The following is a 15,283-nucleotide window of genomic DNA, read 5'->3' as shown; positions in this document are numbered from 1 at the left end:
CGCTCACCCTCCTGCGAACGGCGGGAGCACCTCGACCGTGCCGCCCTCGGCCAGCCGTACCGTCTCATGTTCGCGGGTGCCCACGGGGTCACCGTCGATGAGGAAGGAGCATCGCCGCAGGACGCGGACGAGTTCGCCGGGGTGCCGCTCGCGAGCCGCGTCGAGCGCCTCGGAGAGCGTGCCCGCGTCGTACGGCTCCTCCGCGACACCCGCCGCGGCCTTGGCGGCGGCCCAGTAACGCACCGTGCCCTTTGCCATCTCGTTCCTCAATCGGTGTGCTCCGTGAACACGGATCGGTCGTCAGTGGTTTCTGTGAACACCGTCAGGCTAGCCCGCCGCCGCGACGGCCCACGCCCCGATACGGCCGAGCAGCTCGTCGTCCGCCGCGTGCTCGGCGTGGCCCATGCCGGGCTCGATCCACAGTTCGGCGTGGCCGCCGGAGGCGGCGGCGAGCATCTTCGGGTGGTCGACCGGGAAGTAGCCGTCCCGGTCGCCGTGGACGATCAGCAGCGGGGTGGGCGCGATGCGCGGCACCGACTCGACCGGGGAGACCGGCACCGGGTCCCAGTCACGGTGGTGGATCCGGGTGCGCAGGCCGTAGCGGCCGACCGCGCGGCCCACCGGCCGGGTTACCAGCCAGTGCAGGCGCCGCATAGGGGCCGTACCCCGGTAGTACCAACGGGCTGGTGCGCTCACCGAAACCACGGCGTCCGTACGCGCCTCGGTGCGCCCCTCGTGCTCCATCTCCGCGCCCCGGTCCGCGCCCCCGGCCGGGCCACGGTGCAGCGCCGCGTGCCGCAGCACCACCGACCCGCCCATCGAGAAGCCGACGGTGACCACACGCGTGTGCCCGAGTTCGCGGGCCCAGGCCACCGCGGCGGCCAGATCGTGGACCTCCCGGTCACCGACCGTGGAACTGCCACCGGAGGCGCCGTGACCACGGAAGGAGAAGGTGACCACCGCGGCGTGGCGGCCGAGTACGGCCGCCGCGTGGCGCACGTGCGGACGGTTCAGATCGCCCGTGAAGCCGTGCGCGACGACAATGACCACATCGTTCGAGCCAGTGGCCGAGTCACCAGAAGGCCGTGGTCCGGGGTCGTACGCCGCATCGATCGTCACCCCGTCGACCGTGCGCAGAAACCTCCGCAAAGGGGTGCGCCGGGGTGTCTCAAGGGGTGGACGATCGCAAGATCCCGTCGCTTGACCTGCCGGACCTGAGCTCATGTGGGCTATTCTGCTGGGCAGAGGACTCGGGCAGCGTAGCCCCCGGGTCCTTTTGTGCTTTCTGAAGCGTTGTATACGAAACGGGAAACCGCAGGTGTACGAGGCCCACGAACGCATAGAACGCGCGGCGGCTCCCAGCGGGCCGCCCGGCGACTCCCAGGGGCGCGGGAGCCGCACCGTAGGAAGCAGTGCCGCAAACGTCCTCGCAGGGACCGAGGAGGAACCAGACGTTATGGGCGAGCGAACCTTGCATGACCGTAGGACGACCCAGGCAGGTGGGGCGCGATGAGTTCTCTGCTGCTCCTGACCAATGCCCTTCAGCCGTCGACGGAGGTGCTTCCCGCTCTCGGCCTGCTCCTGCACAACGTGCGAGTGGCTCCGGCGGAAGGCCCCGCTCTCGTCGACACCCCCGGTGCCGACGTCATCCTGATCGACGGCCGGCGTGACCTCCCACAGGTCCGCAGCCTGTGCCAGCTGCTGCGCTCGACCGGGCCCGGCTGTCCGCTGATCCTCGTCGTGACGGAAGGCGGCCTCGCGGCCGTCACCGCCGACTGGGGCATCGACGACGTACTCCTGGACACCGCGGGACCGGCGGAGGTCGAGGCGCGCCTGCGGCTGGCCATGGGCCGCCAGCAGATCGTCAACGACGACTCCCCGATGGAGATCCGCAACGGCGACCTCTCGGTCGACGAGGCGACCTACAGCGCCAAGCTCAAGGGCCGGGTCCTCGACCTGACCTTCAAGGAGTTCGAGCTCCTCAAGTACCTCGCGCAGCACCCGGGCCGTGTCTTCACGCGCGCCCAGCTGCTCCAGGAGGTCTGGGGCTACGACTACTTCGGCGGCACGCGGACGGTCGACGTCCACGTACGACGGCTGCGCGCGAAGCTCGGACCCGAGCACGAGTCCCTGATCGGCACCGTCCGGAACGTCGGTTATCGATTCGTTACACCTGAGAAGGTGGACCGCGCCGCGGACGAGGCGAAGGCCAAGGCGGCCCAGCCAAAGCCGGAGGATGCGGACGAGACGGCGCACCTGGACGCCGTCGATGCGGTCGAGGCGACGGCGGAGGCGCAGTAGGCGGTAACGGAGGCGCGACAAGCCTCCGTACGCCCTGCCCAGGGGCGGGTCCATCCGCGTAGACTCCGCGCGTGGCCAAGGTGACGAGGGACGATGTAGCACGACTGGCGGGTACGTCCACCGCCGTTGTCAGCTATGTCATCAACAACGGACCGAGGCCGGTTGCCCCGGCCACGCGCGAGCGCGTTCTCGCCGCGATCAAGGAACTGGGGTACCGGCCCGACCGGGTCGCCCAGGCCATGGCGTCGCGGCGGACCGAGCTCATAGGCCTGATCGTGCCGGACGCGCGCCAGCCCTTCTTCGGGGAGATGGCGCACGCGGTGGAGCAGGCCGCCGCGGAGCGCGGGAAAATGGTGCTCGTCGGCAACTCCGACTACATCGCCGAGCGCGAGGTCCACTACCTGCGCGCCTTCCTCGGCATGCGGGTCTCCGGCCTGATCCTGGTCAGCCACGCGCTCAATGACAACGCTGCCGCGGAGATCGACGCGTGGGACGCCCGCGTGGTGCTGCTGCACGAGCGCCCCGAGGCCATCGACGACGTCGCCGTCGTCACGGACGACATCGGCGGCGCCCAGCTCGCCACCCGCCACCTCCTCGAACACGGCTACGAATACGTGGCCTGTCTCGGCGGTATCGCGGAGACCCCGACCGTCGGCGACCCGGTCTCCGACCACGTCGAGGGCTGGCGGCGCGCCATGCAGGAGGCCGGCATCCCCACCGAGGGCCGCCTCTTCGAAGCGCCGTACAACCGCTACGACGCGTATCAGGTCGGCCTCCAGCTGCTCGGCGGCCCCGACCGCCCGCCCGCCATCTTCTGCTCGACCGACGACCAGGCGATCGGCGTGCTGCGCGCCGCGCGTGAGCTGCGCATCGACGTTCCGGGGGAACTGGCCGTGGCCGGTTTCGACGACGTCAAGGAAGCCGCGCTGACGGATCCGCCGATGACGACGATCGCCTCCGACCGGTCGGCGATGGCGCGTGCCGCGGTGGATCTCGTCCTGGATGACGGGTTGCGGGTCGCGGGGTCGCGGCGCGAGCGGTTGAAGGTGTTTCCGTCGCGGTTGGTCGTGCGGCGGTCTTGCGGTTGCGAGTAACACCGCGGGTGCGCTGTGGCTGGTCGCGCCCACGCGGCGGAGCCGCATATGTCACAGCCCCGCGCCCCTAAAGGGGCGCGCCTGCCCCCGCGAGATCACGGGGGCCGACGCATCCAGGTGCTGAGCTAGAACAGCAGGTTGTACTGGTTGAAGCCGCTGCCCAGGGCGATCCGTGAGCCGAAGAGGCTGCTGGAGGCCTTGTTGGTGCCGGGGTAGAGCCAGAGCTTGCCGGCGGAGTCCCGGGTGATGACGTCGGCGATGCCGTCGCCGGTGACATCGCCGTTGGAGACGTACGAGGTGAAGTTGAAGCCCGTACGCGCCTGGATCCGCGCCGCGAACGGGGTCTTCTCGACCTGCGTGCCCCGGTAGAGGTACAGGACGCCGGAGCTGTTGCGGACCAGCAGGTCGGCCCTGCCGTCGCCGGACAGGTCGCCGTGGCCGAAGATCCTCACGTTCTTCCAGGCCTTGTCGACGACCTTGACCTTGCCGTAGAACTGGCCGTTGCCCTTGCCCGGGTAGAGGTAGACCGAGCCGTCGGCGTCCACCGCGACCAGGTCGGGGCGGGCGTCACCCGTCATGTCGCCGGGGACGGCGTACGATTTGTAGCCGCCCCACACCGAGCTGACCTGCATCCACTCGAACTCGCCGGAGCTGTGGTTCAGGTAGCTGCGGTACAGCTTGCCGTCGCCCTTGTCGCGGACGATCAGGTCCTGGTAGAAGTCCCGGTCCAGGTCGGCCTGGAGGACCCAGCTCGCGTTCTGCCAGCCGTTGCCCTGGTAGGCGCGGGTGGCGAGCGAGGTGCCCTTGCTGGCCTGCTGGAAGAGGCCGCCGGACGGCGTGCGCTCCAGCAGGTCGGCCTTGCCGTCCTGCTGGAAGAGGCCGCCGGACGGCGTGCGCTCCAGCAGGTCGGCCTTGCCGTCGAAGGTCATGTCCGCGTCGTCGATGCGCGGCTGGGCCGCCCAGGTGTACGAGGACACCTTGGTGAACACCGGGTAGGCGCCCTTCGCGGTGCAACCCGCGACGCCCCACGAGACGATGCCGACGACCTTGCCGTCGACGATGACGGGGCCGCCGGAGTCACCGTTGCAGGGGCTCTTGGTGCCCTCGTCGGTGCCGGTCGCCGGGGTGCCCGCGCAGAACATCGAGCCCTCGACGAAGTCGTCCTCGCCGAGGACCGACTGCATCGCGGAGTTGCAGGTGGAGTCGGCGACCAGCGGCAGGGTCACCGTGCGCAGGGTCGCCGAAAGGTCGGCGCCGTCTGCGCCGGAGGTCAGGCCCCAGCCGTAGACGGTGGCGGATTTGCCGGTCTTGTAGGAGGCGCTGTCACCGGCGGCCACCAGCCGCTGCCACTGCTGGTCCAGCGGGCGGTCGAGCGTGAGGACCGCGATGTCGTTCTGGACGGTCGTGGAGTTGTAGCGCGGGTGGTTCCACTGGCGGTAGACGCCCGCGACCGTGCCGGTCGTGTCGTCCAGCAGACCGGTGGCGCCGGCCAGCACCGCGCCGTTCTTCACCCAGTCCAGGCCCGCGACACAGTGGGCCGCCGTCAGGACCTTGTTCGGGGCGACGAGGGTGCCACCGCAGAAGTAGCCGACACCGGCCGTGCTGTCGTAGTAGGAGAGCTGGACCATCCACGGTGCGGAGGAGATCGTCGTCTCGCTGCCGCCGATGATGAACGGTGTCTTCTTGGGGGCCGTGTCCGGGGTCGCCCCGTCCTTGACGGCCGCGGCGACCCGGCCGCGCAGTTCCTTGTCGGAGACGGTCGGCTTCGCGGGCTGGGACTGGTTCACCTCCGGCAGCGAGGGTCCGTCCGCCGCGGTGGCGGGCTGCGCCGCGAAGGCGCCGGCGCAGGTCAGCGCCAGCGCGAGAGCGGCCGTGGGCAACGCCGTGGCGGGGCGTCTCCAGCGGTCGCGCAGTGCACGTATCACTCAGGGCTCCTGGTGTGGGTGCGTGTGGTGTCCATGACGTAGGAGGCCCGAGAAGGGCGTACGACGCACCGGCCCGACCGACGACAGCGGTCACTGGCCATGGCCGAACAACCACCTGCATCGATTCAGGTACACCGCGGAGCCCCCCTCCGGCGCGGTGATCGTAGGTCTCATCCGCCCCAGAACACATGTACTGCACAGCAGACAGACAAGTATTCGTCCGTCGCCTTCCGTGACATCACCCTCACGCAACCCGCCGTCTCCCTTGCCTGAGCGGGCCCCGGGCACGTTCTGGGTGGCTCCTGAGTGACTCCTGAGCGTCTTTATATCGGGCATACGAGGTTCTGTCGGGCTTCTCAGCGGGCACTCAGGGAGCTCTCATGATCGGGGGACAAGCTTTTTCCATGACCGAGAGCTTCCGCCGCAGCGGCGAGTACCCCCAGGGCGACGACCACCAGGCGACCGACCCCATGCGGGCGGCGTACCCCCAGCAGCAGCCTGTCTCTTCCTCTCCCGTCAACCCCGAGTGGCCCCCGCCGCCGGCGTACGAGCCGGTCGCTCCGGTCGCCGTCGAGCCGGGTACCACCGTGTGGCCGGGCTCCGGTCAGGGTGGCGACGGCGGCGCGGGCGGTTACGGCGGAGGCGGCGCCTACGCCGGTCACCCCGAGCCGGACGCCGTCTCCTCCACCGCGGTTCTCCACACGCAGCCGGTCGCGGCCGCCCCGGCCCCCGCCCCGAAGAAGCGTGCGAAGGGCACGATCGCCCTGCTCGCCGCCGTGGCGATAGTCGCGGCCGCCATCGGAGGCGGCACCGCGTACGGCATCCAGGAGCTGACCGCCAAGAACACCGCGTCGAGCAGCACCAGCACCACCGTGGTGCCCGCCGCCAAGAAGGGCACCGTCGCCGGTGTCGCCCAGGCGGTCAGCCCGAGTATCGTCGAGATCGGCGCGACCTCGAACGCGGGTTCGTCCACCGGCTCGGGCGTGATCATCTCGTCCAGCGGCGAGATCATCACCAACAACCACGTCGTCTCGGGCGCCTCCCAGATCAAGGTGCAGCTGAGCAGCGGCAAGTCGTACACCGCGCAGGTGGTCGGCACCGACAGCAAGAAGGACCTCGCGCTCATCAAGCTCGAGGACGCGCCCTCCGGCCTGAAGGTCGCCACGCTCGGCAACTCCGACGGCGTCCAGGTCGGTGACGACGTCGTCGCGATCGGCTCCCCCGAAGGCCTGACCGGCACCGTCACCAGCGGCATCGTCTCGGCGCTCGACCGTGACGTGACCGTCTCCACGGACGAGAGCCAGGGCCAGCAGCAACAGCAGGGCGGCGGCAGCGGCCAGTGGCCGTTCTCCTTCGGCGGCCGGCAGTTCAACGGCGACACCGGTTCCTCGACGACCACGTACAAGGCGATCCAGACCGACGCCTCCTTGAACCCCGGCAACTCCGGCGGCGCGCTCATCGACATGAACGGCAACATCGTCGGCATCAACTCCGCGATGTACTCGGCAGCCGACTCCTCGTCCAGCTCGTCGAGCGCGGGCAGCGTCGGTCTCGGTTTCGCCATCCCGATCAACACCGTCAAGTCAGACCTCGCCGACCTGCGGGCCGGCGGCTCCGACAGCTGAGTCCTTCTCGGCCCAGTCCTTCTCGGCCCAGTCCCTCGGAGGTTGAAATGATCACTCGCATCTCCCACAGCATCGAAGGCACCGACCCCGCCGGCCTCGACCTGGCCCTCTCCGTCGCCCTTGAACTGCACAAGCCGGTGCCCCGGGCTCCGGAAGTGATCGTGCCGCAGCCGCAGATGATGGGCCTGCGCACCTCCGCCGAGCACCCCCACCGCCGCAAGGTCCCGCTGAGCCGCCTGAGCCGCCTGAGCCAGCTGAGCACGATGGCGGCCTGAGCCGGCGAATTGCCCCCCGCCGTCCCCGCTGATCCTTTCTGCCCCGGCCGGAACGTGCGAGGCTGAATGCGTCCGGCCTCGTCCCACCGCATCCCTAGGAACCCACGCCCATGAGCCCCGCCGAAGGCGACCGTGAAACCCAGCGCATCCTGATCGTCGACGACGAGCCGGCCGTGCGCGAAGCACTTCAGCGCAGCCTCGCCTTCGAGGGATACGACACCCAGGTCGCGGTCGACGGAGCGGACGCGCTGGAGAAGGCGACCGCGTACCAGCCCGACCTGGTCGTCCTGGACATCCAGATGCCCCGGATGGACGGCCTGACGGCCGCCCGCCGGATGCGCGGCGCCGGCACGACGACCCCGATCCTCATGCTGACGGCCCGCGACACCGTGGGCGACCGCGTGACCGGCCTCGACGCGGGCGCGGACGACTACCTGGTCAAGCCGTTCGAGCTGGACGAGCTGTTCGCCCGGGTCCGGGCACTGCTGCGGCGCAGTTCCTACGCGACCGCGACGGTCGGCACCCCGGACGACGACGCGCTCACCTTCGGCGACCTGCGGATGGACCTCGCGACGCGCGAGGTCACCCGGGCGGGCCGGGCGGTCGAACTGACCCGCACCGAGTTCACGCTGCTGGAGATGTTCCTGGCCCACCCGCGCCAGGTCCTCACCCGCGAGCAGATCCTCAAGGCGGTCTGGGGCTTCGACTTCGAGCCCTCCTCCAACTCCCTCGACGTCTACGTCATGTACCTGCGCCGCAAGACCGAGGCCGGCGGCGAGCCGCGCCTCGTGCACACGGTGCGAGGCGTGGGGTACGTCCTGCGGTCGGGCGGCGCGGAGTGATGCGGGTCCTGCACCGGTTCAAATCCCTGCCGATCCGCTCCCGGCTGGCCATGCTGGTCGCCGCGGCGGTGGCGTTCGGGGTGGCGGCGGTCTCGGTGACCTGCTGGTTCATAGTGCGGGGGAAGTTGTACGACGAGATCGACAACACCCTCAATGCGCAGAAGGCACCCGTCAGCTACGGATTGTTCCATCGCGCCATAAACAACTGCGGCAACGACCCGAAGAGCGGCAGCGACGGCCCCCGCGGGCGGTCCGAGTACTACTCCCAGGTGGTCCAGGCAGACGGAACCGTCTGTGCGTTCGACGGCTCCGCAGGCACGGTGAAGGTCACCGGCACCGACAAAGACGCGGCCAGGAAGCCGAGCCGGGACAACACCGGAATCCGCACCGGAACCGACAGCGAAGGCAACGACGTACGGGTGATCACCATGCCACTCGTCGTCGCCAGCGAGGGTCCGGGCAGCAGCCCGGTCCTGATCCAGGGCGCGTCCTTCCTCGTAGCCATCCCCCTGAAGAGCACCCAAGCCACCCTCAACGACCTCGCCCTCGTCCTCCTCCTCGTCTCAGGCATCGGAGTCGTCGGCGCCGGAGCCGCCGGCCTGGCGGTCGCCCGCGCGGGCCTGCGCCCGGTCGACAAGCTCACCGAGGCCGTGGAGCACGTGGCGCGCACGGAGGACCTCTCCATCCGCATCCCCGTCGAGGACGACAGTGAGGACGAGGTCGCCCGTCTCTCCCGCTCCTTCAACTCGATGACGTCCGCCCTCGCCAACTCCCGCGAACTGCAACAGCAGCTCATCGCCGACGCGGGCCACGAACTCCGTACGCCGCTCACGTCGCTGCGTACGAACATAGAGCTCCTCACCCGCAGCGAGGAGACGGGCCGCCCGATCCCCCCGGCGGACCGCAAGGCACTGCTGGCGTCGGTGAAGGCGCAGATGACGGAGCTGGCGGCGCTGATCGGCGACCTGCAGACACTGTCGCGTTCGGACGCGGGCCAGTCGGGCGACCGCATCCAGGTGGTCGACCTCCAGGAAACAGTGGAGGCGGCCCTGCACCGCGCACGTCTCCGTGGCCCCGAGCTGACGATCACCGCGGACCTCCAGCCCTGGTTCGTACGGGCGGAGCCGTCCGCGCTGGAGAGGGCGATCGTGAACATCCTCGACAACGCGGTGAAGTTCAGCCCCGAGGGCGAGGCCATCGACGTCATCCTCAAGGCCGGCGAACTGACCGTCCGCGACCACGGCCCCGGCATCCCCACCGAGGAACTCCCCCACGTCTTCGACCGCTTCTGGCGCTCCCCGTCCGCCCGCGCACTCCCGGGCTCGGGCCTGGGCCTGTCCATCGTGGCCAGGACCGTGCAGCAGTCCGGCGGCGAGGTGTCCCTCCAGCCGGCGCAGGGCGGCGGAACGGTGGCGACGCTGCGACTGCCGGGAACGGGAACACCGCCGCCTGAGCTGAGCCAGGACGCCGACCGGGCTCCGTAGCGGCCGAGTATTCCCGGTACATCAATGTCGACGGTGGCCACGCCGAGCTTATGGTCCTGTTCCCGTGCCGTGAGCAGACGACTTTGATGTCGTGGACGGCACCCGGCAGGGCGGGCGAGGCAGATAATCCTGCCGATCGGATCGGTGAGCACTTGCACGTTCATGCCGTGTTTCTTGTGCTTGCCTGAGTAGTACGGCCGGTTGGCGGCAATCCGGTCGATCGGCAGCAGGGTTGCGTCCAGGATCACGAAGGCCTTGGCGCCGGCCGCCTTGATGGCCTCGGCCAGGGTCGGAGCGAGAATGGCAGGACCTCGGTGGCCTCGCGTATGTAGCGATAGACGTCGCGACGCCGATGTCGAACGCCGCCGCGAGGCGGGCGCAAGTGTCCCCGCAGCGCAGGTAGGCCCGCAACGCAGGTGGGCCAGTGCCAGCAAGGCCTGGCGCCCGGCAGGCAACCGCCGCCAGCGTGTACCGATCTCGTACAGCCCCTGCGGCGACACCATCCGCATCACCGCCCTCGCCGGCGATGCGGGCAGCCAGCATATCCCGACCGGAGCGGCCGAAAATGTCGCTGGGCCACCGCGCTGAGCTTGATCTGGGCGTCCTCCAGCAGCTTCTCCACGCGCTGCTTCTCGCTGGTACGTGCGGTCACCAGGTCGGTGCGGTAGCGGGTCAGGTCCCGCAAGCAAGGCGCTGCCGAGGCGTTCACGTTCGAAGCCACACTTCGAGTTCAATTTCACACAGCCCGCAAGATGACCCCGGAACAGGTCAGGGGCCCGAACCGTTTTGCGGCTCGGGCCCCCCGACCTGGCACTTCACTGTCACCCCGACCGAGACGAATCCGAACTCCACGCAGCCCTATATTGACAGGAACTTACAGAATATATATGTGCTGCGCTCAGCGATGGAACTTCCCACACGTAAACAAACAGCACTGGCTGCCGCGGCAGCAAGGGAAAATCAAGATCAGCAAGTTCGATGAGTAGCCCGTCACAGCCGCGCCTTTTGACGACTACCAGAAATCCGCAACGCTAGTCCTGCCCAAGAATCATGTATTGGTGGTATGCGTCCAGGGACCCTTTATCGTATCACCCTTGACGGCATACCCCTTCAGATCAACGATCGTCAGTTCCGGGAGGTTATAAGAACTCCACGCCGAGCAGTATGGGGAGGAGTGCCCTCGCGTGGTGGCAAAACCTGTGGCAACAATCTGCCCCGTCTCATACTCGTAAGCTTCAACGCCATAGCCGTCGGCGGTATCGTCACAGACATGAAAAGAGTCACCCGGATACCCACAATTACCGGGGTCGACCATCCACTGGATATATCCATAAGATCCTATATCGAAAGTATAATCCGCATGGCAGGCCGCCTGCGGCTGCAAGCTATCTGCCTGCGCTATCGAGGAAAGAGCCGAGAGCGAAACCACCGCAGTCCCTACAGCAGCAATTCTGATGAATGCAGACTTCAAAGCAACCCCTCCAAAATTCATCCAATAAATATGTATTCCAAACAGCTTACACGCGGGTTAGCTGTTCGTCACTCCTCAATTTCTCTCGGGCACCCAGGTATCTTATTTTAGACATCCTGGAAAACAAGTCAGTTTTAGGTCATTTCCAGTACTCCCCCAGCAAGGAAACGTGCCGCCCGATCCCCGATTACCTTCTTCGTGGTCTCGCAATAGAGCTCTCGTCCTACGAAGTCGGCATGACTGGCCCCCCCCTGTCGATCGCATGGCCTGGGGGGCTCACCGCTCCGCAGGCATCGACAGACCGCCAGGGAGGCTCTTCGTGATGTGGAGGCGACAATCGATGCCGCTGGACGGCTGGCCAAGCACGACCAGAGAGGCACCAGCGATATCGGCGCCTTCCCGATCGCGGTCGCCTGCGACATGGGCTACCCGGTTGCCTATCTGCCAGGGCCGACGATGCGGCGGATCGCCGATCCATATCCCGGCGCGGCCAAGACCGACGCCCGCGACGCCTTCGTCATCGCCGACACTGCCCGGTCGATGCGGAACATCCTGCGCTCGATCAAGCTCGAAGACGAAACGTGGCCGAACTGGAGATGATCGTCGGGTTCGATGACGACGTGGCCGGCAAAGCGACCAAGATCTCCAATCGGCTGCGGGGCCTGCCCACGCCCCGCCGCCCGAGCTGGGTCAGGACGGGGCCGAGGATCAGTAGAAGCCGAGCATTCCTGGTGCGTCGATGTCGATGGCGAGGAATCCTGGCGGGTAGTCGTCCTCCCGACCCGTCAGGATGATGGACATGCCGCCGGTCTCCAGATGCGGCGTCGCGACGTAGATGGCATGGCAGGTATCCGCACCGCCCCATCCATCGCGAACCATCCCTCCGACCAAGGTGGCCGCCGTCTGGCCAAGCGGGTCGACGAGGACCCCCGGCAGCGCGAGCAGCTTGCTCGCGGCTCCTTCGTCAGCCTCCTCCGCTCGCATGAGGCACAGGGCTGGGACGTGAAGCCAGTCGCCAGGCGTGTGCGCAACGTTGTCCACCAAGCGGTGCAGCGCGACGTGCCCCTGGGTGAGTGCCGTAGCCGCGCTGGTGTCGAGGATGATCACGCAGCGTGCCCTCGGAGGGCGTGGGCCTTCTCCGCCGCCATCGCGTACACATTGGCCAGCACGTCCGGCCCGTTGTCGAACTCCTCGTCGCTAAGCGTGCAGCCCATGCGCTCCCGTAGGACTTTACGCGTGGCCGCCACGCGTTCGGCGATCTGCTCAGCGGTCGGCTGCTCGGCCGCGAGTCGCTCGACGAGCTGCCCGAGGGTCACACCACGGTCCTTGGCAACCTGAGCCAGGTGGTCGCGGACTTCCTTGGTCACCTGGATGGTCGTGTGCTCTGCCATGGAATCACCATAGCCCCACCATTATCGACCGACAGCCCGTCTCACTCGAACGAGACGCAGCCGAACGCGTCTACGTTTTTAACCGCCCCCACGAAGGGCGCCCACGCCCCGGCGGAGAGCACCAGCGCGGGACCCTGCGGGGCTTTGCTGTCGCGGACGGGCACGAGGCCGGGGTAGCCGTCGGCGACCTCGACGCAGTTATTGTCTCCCCCTTCGCTGTAGCTCGACTTGCGCCAGGCGGCGGTGCTGATGTCGGGGGTGTGCTTCATGATCTGTGCTCCTCCAGTACGTCCCTGATGAACGTCAGCGAGTCCGACGGGGACAGCGCCAGATCCCGGAGCCGATCGTAGGACAAACGGTGGCTCAGGACAGCGTCCGGATCGTCGGTGAGCACACCACCGGCGTTGCCTTCCTTGTAGGCAACAGTGCTTCCGTCCTTCTGCCACAGCAACGTCATCGAGCCGTCCATGTGGAGATGTGCCCCGGTAGCGAAGGGCAGCACCTGGAGGACGACGTTGGGCCACATCGCCACGGCCTCGATACGAAGCAGTTGGTCGTCCCAGGTCTTCGCGGTGGCCGCGGGTCGGCGGAACGCGTACTCGTCGATGATGAAACGGACGTGGGGTGCCGGGTCCCGGCGGAGCAGCAACTGCCGCCCCATGCGCGCGGCCACCTGCTCCTCGATCGCCTCGTCCCGCTCCTCCGTTGCCTGGGGCCCGGACACCACCTCGCGGGCGAAGTCCTCGGTCTGCAGCAGTCCGGGCACACCGGGTGTGAACTTGTGCATGACCCGCGCCGCCGCCTCCAGCCGCATGAACTCCTTGTACTTGTCCATGAAGGCGTCGTATCGCGCCACCTTCCACAGCTGAACCAGCAGGTCACCCGACCCGTAGTAGCGGTCGAGATCCTCCATGACCACCATCTTGGACAGCCGCTTCCCCGACTCCAGACGGCTCAGATAGCTCTTGTCGTACCCCGTCACGTCGGCCAGCTGCCCCAGCGACTTCCCGTCCTTCTCCCTCAGATACCGAAGCGTCCGCCCCAGCCCCGCAAGCCCCGACTCCCCATCCCCGTCAACACGTTCGCCCACGTCACCCCTCCCCGTTGCCTGGGCGCCCGGACAACGCCCGCCCTCTTCCGCAGCGTACGCGCCGGCTGTGACGATCGAGACACGAACGGTAATCACCACTCGTCAGGACCACACCCACGACAAACCCCCGCAGCCGATAGCAGGTCGGCCCGGGGGCGTGGCCGACGTTGCAAAGGAGCGCCGACATGGCTGAACGTATCGCGAGGTTCTGCGAGTTACTACTGCTCGCACTCGTGCACGCACTGCTTCCCGCCCGGGGCCGCCACCGAGCGGTTCCGGCCCAACTGCCGGACGCAGGCGGGCCATCGGCACCCTCTGCCCCTGTACACCGCCCCGTCGACGTATGGCCCTTCGAGCTGGACACCCACCTCGTACGCCCGTATCTCCTCACCGCGGAAGAGCGCCGCGCGCGGCGATCGCAGCGGCAGCGCCGACGTGCCCTCTGGTTGGCCGTGCACGGAATCGACGTCGGACCTCGCCGCATTCACGGAGTGGAGGTGCCCGCGTGAACAGCTCCGCCGGAACGTCCGAGCGACTGCGACTACTGCCGTGGACAACACCCGACGGCAAGCCCTGCTACCTGAGCACCGACAGCGACGGCAGTCGTCTCTCCCTGCTCGCCGACGACATCGAAGCGACCCAGCTGGACTCCGGCGAACAGGTACTGGCCGGAGCCAAGGCCGTACTCGCCGACCCCAAAGCCGGCGAGCGCGCGGTGCGTTTCGCGCTCACCAGGGCGACGGAGTCACTCGCCGATGTGCTGCGTGTCGCGGTCAGTCGAGGCGAACGCGTCCTCGGAGACCAACGGTGACCGTAACAACAACACACCGTGCCCACCTCACCCCGCCAACACGGCAACCTTTCCTGCCCCGGTGGCGACTGCCTTGTGACGGACCCCCTCCACAGCATTCGAACTCCCCTGGAGGCCGGGGGGCCTCCAGGGGATGGCCGGGTCTTCCCGGCCGGGGAGGCTGGGCGCGGACACCGCCCAGCCTCCCCACACCCCACTCCAAGCCCTCCCACAGCGCCCCGTTACACGTTGGGGAGATGGCGCGGAAGATCCTGCTGGCCGATGACGACGAGGCCGTACGTGAGGGGCTCGACCGGCTGCTCAGGTTCGAGGGGTACGAGACCGTCCTCGCCGGGGACGGCCGCGAGGCCCTCGAACTGGTGGCCGGGGTGGACGAGCGGCCCGACCTGGTGCTGATGGACGTCACCATGCCCGGCCTCGACGGGCTCGCGGCGACGCGCCGGATCAGAGCCTCCGGGTCCACCGTCCCCATCCTCATGATCACCGGCCGGGGCGCGGTCGGCGACCGTATCGTCGCCCTCGACAACGGCGCCGACGACTACCTCATGAAGCCCTTCGCCGCCGAGGAACTCCTCGCCCGGGTCAGGGCCCTGCTGCGCCGCAGCCCACAGCCGAAACAGTGCGCTCCCCGTCTCGACGACCGGCTCGCCTTCGGGGACCTCGCCATGGACCGGCCCACCCGCATCGTCACCCGCGCGGACCGGGCCCTCGACCTGACCAGGACCGAGTACGCCCTGCTGGAGTTTCTGCTCCGGCATCCGGCCAGGGTCCTCAGCCGTGCCCAGATCCTCAAGGAGGTCTGGGGCTACGACTTCGAGCCGACATCGAACACGCTGGACGTGTACGTGATGTACCTGCGCCGGAAACTGGAGAGCCGCGGCGAACCGCGGCTCATCCACACCGTGCGAGGGCTCGGCTACACGCTCCGCGCCGCCAAGTAGACGCTAAGTAGCCCCTCCAAGTAGACGCCGAGC

16 protein-coding genes and 2 pseudogenes are annotated in these 15,283 nt (G+C 68.2%); 9 read left to right on the top strand and 9 right to left on the bottom strand.

Translation table 11 applies throughout. The features are described 5' to 3' along the window. Positions 1–3: 3 nt before the first annotated feature. Complete coding sequence (locus tag OG568_RS27915; protein WP_266433145.1) at positions 4–258, bottom strand: MoaD/ThiS family protein; 255 nt, start codon at positions 256–258, stop codon at positions 4–6. Between the two features lie 69 nt (positions 259–327). Beyond that, complete coding sequence (locus OG568_RS27910) at positions 328–1,224, bottom strand: alpha/beta hydrolase (RefSeq protein WP_329533530.1); 897 nt, start codon at positions 1,222–1,224, stop codon at positions 328–330. A gap of 285 nt (positions 1,225–1,509) precedes the next feature. On the opposite strand from OG568_RS27910, the gene OG568_RS27905 reads away from it, so the two are divergent. Next, positions 1,510–2,301 carry a winged helix-turn-helix transcriptional regulator gene (locus tag OG568_RS27905; protein WP_329533529.1) on the top strand — a complete coding sequence of 264 codons (792 nt, stop codon included), beginning with the start codon at positions 1,510–1,512 and terminating at the stop codon, positions 2,299–2,301. A 71-nt stretch (positions 2,302–2,372) separates the two neighbouring features. Beyond that, positions 2,373–3,395, top strand: a complete 1,023-nt coding sequence (locus tag OG568_RS27900; protein WP_266433138.1) for a LacI family DNA-binding transcriptional regulator — start codon at positions 2,373–2,375, stop codon at positions 3,393–3,395. A 125-nt stretch (positions 3,396–3,520) separates the two neighbouring features. Here OG568_RS27900 and OG568_RS27895 read toward each other — a convergent pair whose 3' ends face one another. Then, complete coding sequence (locus tag OG568_RS27895; RefSeq protein ID WP_329533528.1) at positions 3,521–5,320, bottom strand: trypsin-like serine protease; 1,800 nt, start codon at positions 5,318–5,320, stop codon at positions 3,521–3,523. 404 nt (positions 5,321–5,724) lie between these two features. On the opposite strand from OG568_RS27895, the gene OG568_RS27890 reads away from it, so the two are divergent. The 4 genes from OG568_RS27890 (at position 5,725) to OG568_RS27875 (ending at position 9,546) form a co-directional block, all read left to right on the top strand. Further along, positions 5,725–6,945, top strand: coding sequence for a S1C family serine protease (locus tag OG568_RS27890; protein ID WP_329533527.1), 1,221 nt, complete (start codon positions 5,725–5,727; stop codon positions 6,943–6,945). Positions 6,946–6,992: 47 nt separating this feature from the next. Next, positions 6,993–7,220: a hypothetical protein gene (locus OG568_RS27885; protein ID WP_329533526.1), complete on the top strand. Its 228-nt coding sequence runs from the start codon at positions 6,993–6,995 to the stop codon at positions 7,218–7,220. A gap of 110 nt (positions 7,221–7,330) precedes the next feature. Beyond that, entirely contained in the window at positions 7,331–8,062 is a 732-nt protein-coding gene (locus OG568_RS27880) for a response regulator transcription factor (protein ID WP_266433129.1), read from the top strand. After that, complete coding sequence (locus OG568_RS27875) at positions 8,062–9,546, top strand: sensor histidine kinase (RefSeq protein WP_443077776.1); 1,485 nt, start codon at positions 8,062–8,064, stop codon at positions 9,544–9,546. The genes OG568_RS27880 and OG568_RS27875 overlap by 1 nt, the downstream gene beginning before the upstream one ends. A 61-nt stretch (positions 9,547–9,607) precedes the next feature. On the opposite strand, the pseudogene OG568_RS27870 reads toward OG568_RS27875, so the two are convergent. Together OG568_RS27870 and OG568_RS27865 are read right to left on the bottom strand one after the other, a co-directional pair. Next, positions 9,608–10,025: pseudogene (locus tag OG568_RS27870) on the bottom strand (transposase family protein); the annotation flags it as partial. A 569-nt stretch (positions 10,026–10,594) separates the two neighbouring features. Then, positions 10,595–11,038 (bottom strand): hypothetical protein, encoded by a 444-nt coding sequence (locus tag OG568_RS27865; protein WP_329533524.1) that lies wholly within the window; start codon positions 11,036–11,038, stop codon positions 10,595–10,597. A 360-nt stretch (positions 11,039–11,398) separates the two neighbouring features. On the opposite strand from OG568_RS27865, the pseudogene OG568_RS27860 reads away from it, so the two are divergent. Next, positions 11,399–11,727, top strand: a pseudogene (locus OG568_RS27860) (IS110 family transposase); the annotation flags it as partial. Here the strand turns inward: OG568_RS27860 and OG568_RS27855 are convergent. From OG568_RS27855 to OG568_RS27840, 4 genes are read right to left on the bottom strand one after another with little or no spacing between them, the layout of a single operon-like run. Beyond that, positions 11,726–12,124, bottom strand: coding sequence for a hypothetical protein (locus OG568_RS27855; protein WP_067371489.1), 399 nt, complete (start codon positions 12,122–12,124; stop codon positions 11,726–11,728). The pseudogene OG568_RS27860 and the gene OG568_RS27855 overlap by 2 nt on opposite strands. Further along, a complete protein-coding gene (locus OG568_RS27850) occupies positions 12,121–12,408 on the bottom strand; it encodes a hypothetical protein (protein ID WP_329533523.1) in 288 nt (95 codons plus the stop codon). Before OG568_RS27850 ends, OG568_RS27855 begins: the two co-directional genes overlap by 4 nt. A 41-nt stretch (positions 12,409–12,449) precedes the next feature. After that, the gene (locus OG568_RS27845; RefSeq protein WP_329533522.1) at positions 12,450–12,677 is read right to left on the bottom strand and encodes a DUF397 domain-containing protein; all 228 of its coding nucleotides are present in this window, start codon (positions 12,675–12,677) and stop codon (positions 12,450–12,452) included. After that, the gene (locus OG568_RS27840; protein WP_329533521.1) at positions 12,674–13,498 is read right to left on the bottom strand and encodes a helix-turn-helix domain-containing protein; all 825 of its coding nucleotides are present in this window, start codon (positions 13,496–13,498) and stop codon (positions 12,674–12,676) included. The genes OG568_RS27845 and OG568_RS27840 overlap by 4 nt, the downstream gene beginning before the upstream one ends. A gap of 505 nt (positions 13,499–14,003) precedes the next feature. Between OG568_RS27840 and OG568_RS27835 the strand changes: the two genes are divergently transcribed. Both OG568_RS27835 and OG568_RS27830 read left to right on the top strand, forming a co-directional pair. Beyond that, positions 14,004–14,309: a hypothetical protein gene (locus OG568_RS27835; RefSeq protein ID WP_329533520.1), complete on the top strand. Its 306-nt coding sequence runs from the start codon at positions 14,004–14,006 to the stop codon at positions 14,307–14,309. Positions 14,310–14,545: 236 nt separating this feature from the next. Then, positions 14,546–15,250 (top strand): response regulator transcription factor, encoded by a 705-nt coding sequence (locus tag OG568_RS27830; RefSeq protein WP_329533519.1) that lies wholly within the window; start codon positions 14,546–14,548, stop codon positions 15,248–15,250. The last annotated feature ends 33 nt before the right edge of the window (positions 15,251–15,283 follow it).

Origin of the sequence: Streptomyces sp. NBC_01450, assembly GCF_036227505.1 — a bacterium.
Lineage (GTDB): Bacteria > Actinomycetota > Actinomycetes > Streptomycetales > Streptomycetaceae > Streptomyces.
This window is presented reverse-complemented; position numbering and strand designations above follow the sequence as displayed.

Excerpts from the sequence above, each read along its gene's own strand:
- OG568_RS27850 (WP_329533523.1), bottom strand. The coding sequence starts at position 12,408 with ATGGCAGAGCACACGACCATCCAGGTGACCAAGGAAGTCCGCGACCAC.
- OG568_RS27890 (WP_329533527.1), top strand. The coding sequence starts at position 5,725 with ATGACCGAGAGCTTCCGCCGCAGCGGCGAGTACCCCCAGGGCGACGAC.
- OG568_RS27915 (WP_266433145.1), bottom strand. The coding sequence starts at position 258 with ATGGCAAAGGGCACGGTGCGTTACTGGGCCGCCGCCAAGGCCGCGGCG.
- OG568_RS27845 (WP_329533522.1), bottom strand. The coding sequence starts at position 12,677 with ATGAAGCACACCCCCGACATCAGCACCGCCGCCTGGCGCAAGTCGAGC.
- OG568_RS27875 (WP_443077776.1), top strand. The coding sequence starts at position 8,062 with ATGCGGGTCCTGCACCGGTTCAAATCCCTGCCGATCCGCTCCCGGCTG.
- OG568_RS27880 (WP_266433129.1), top strand. The coding sequence starts at position 7,331 with ATGAGCCCCGCCGAAGGCGACCGTGAAACCCAGCGCATCCTGATCGTC.
- OG568_RS27905 (WP_329533529.1), top strand. The coding sequence starts at position 1,510 with ATGAGTTCTCTGCTGCTCCTGACCAATGCCCTTCAGCCGTCGACGGAG.
- OG568_RS27830 (WP_329533519.1), top strand. The coding sequence starts at position 14,546 with ATGGCGCGGAAGATCCTGCTGGCCGATGACGACGAGGCCGTACGTGAG.
- OG568_RS27865 (WP_329533524.1), bottom strand. The coding sequence starts at position 11,038 with ATGAATTTTGGAGGGGTTGCTTTGAAGTCTGCATTCATCAGAATTGCT.
- OG568_RS27910 (WP_329533530.1), bottom strand. The coding sequence starts at position 1,224 with ATGAGCTCAGGTCCGGCAGGTCAAGCGACGGGATCTTGCGATCGTCCA.
- OG568_RS27885 (WP_329533526.1), top strand. The coding sequence starts at position 6,993 with ATGATCACTCGCATCTCCCACAGCATCGAAGGCACCGACCCCGCCGGC.